This is a genomic window from Idiomarina xiamenensis 10-D-4, from assembly GCF_000299895.1.
Lineage (GTDB): Bacteria > Pseudomonadota > Gammaproteobacteria > Enterobacterales > Alteromonadaceae > Idiomarina > Idiomarina xiamenensis.
The window spans coordinates 1-1,181 of sequence record NZ_AMRG01000052.1; the positions used below are offsets into that span (position 1 = coordinate 1).

Below are 1,181 nucleotides of genomic sequence, written 5' to 3' on the forward strand. Positions count from 1 at the left end.
GAGTGTTGCTGTGATTAGTTGAATCTAGGAAATAAAATGTAACTCTTTAGCAAAATAAGCTACAAAAACAAAAATAATAAACCATAGCGTTAACGCATTTATAGTTAATGTAATAACCAGCCAAAATGGTTTTAGAGTTATAAATCTAAACCATATTACATAACTAAATAGATAGCTCATTTCAGTAGCCCCACTCCAAAATCTTCTTGGCTTACCGAGCTGATTATAAAGAACAGGATGAAACTTTATAATAAAAGTTAAAGATATGAAGTGTGTAATCAGAAGCAAAGGAAGGGCATAAAAAAATAATTGATTATTCATTTTTAAAATCACACTTTTGAAGTGAGAATCTCTTACTGTCTAGTGAGCTTTAGAAAGTGCATTGTGGTTGGTTTAAGGAAAAAGGAACTCAATAAAACCGTAAAAATAGGGCATGAAATACTCATAGATGAAAATGATAAGAAGTATCCACAGAGATAAGGCTTGTAAGGTAAACGCTGATTTTAGGGAAAAGTCTTCAACAATAGAAAAATATCTAAATGACATAATAAAACCGCCAATGTAATTAAGCTTGTCCCAGTCTGTCCACCAAACCCTTGGATTGCCCATTTCTCGAAATAAATTAGGCTGTCTTTTCTTTAAAAGAATCAACCCAAGAACATCTGTAATGCAGACGGTTATTATCAGTATTAAAGCGAGTTTCATCATTCTTTACATCCACATTTAAATGAAGTGAAGCTTGTTAAACTGGACTGCCCTCTAAAGTATCCAAAGGAAACATCGGCACCGAATGCAGCGCCAGAAGTCAACGCAGTGGTTTCTCCTAACTGAACTGTTGAAGCGTTATAACCCGCTAAAACTATAATTGATGAACCTCCGTAAACGAATGCCCCCTCTAAGTCTGTAGGGTTTGTGTCGTTAAATGGGGAGTATAAAGTAATTGGTGAAGCCGATGCACCCCATGGAAAACCCGCTGTAGCTCCAAAACCATGAAATCTGACATTTGCGATAAAACCTATACCATTTGAATTGCAATCAGATTTTAGTGTTGCTCCACCTGCTATTCCACCGAAACCAACTCCACCAGAAATGGCATGAATAGTGCCCTGCCAGTATTTTAATCCTAAATGGTCAAAGTACATAACCGGACTCCCCCAACATACCCATAAGTATTAATGCCA

The 1,181-nt window shown here is 36.2% G+C and carries 2 protein-coding genes; both read right to left on the reverse strand.

Annotated elements, in window-relative coordinates:
- Positions 1–393: 393 nt before the first annotated feature.
- Entirely contained in the window at positions 394–708 is a 315-nt protein-coding gene (locus tag A10D4_RS13365; protein WP_008490162.1) for a hypothetical protein, read from the reverse strand.
- The gene (locus A10D4_RS13370; protein WP_008490163.1) at positions 705–1,142 is read right to left on the reverse strand and encodes a hypothetical protein; all 438 of its coding nucleotides are present in this window, start codon (positions 1,140–1,142) and stop codon (positions 705–707) included. Before A10D4_RS13370 ends, A10D4_RS13365 begins: the two co-directional genes overlap by 4 nt.
- Between the last annotated feature and the right edge of the window lie 39 nt (positions 1,143–1,181).

Excerpts from the sequence above, each read along its gene's own strand:
- A10D4_RS13365 (WP_008490162.1), bottom strand. The coding sequence starts at position 708 with ATGATGAAACTCGCTTTAATACTGATAATAACCGTCTGCATTACAGAT.
- A10D4_RS13370 (WP_008490163.1), bottom strand. The coding sequence starts at position 1,142 with ATGTACTTTGACCATTTAGGATTAAAATACTGGCAGGGCACTATTCAT.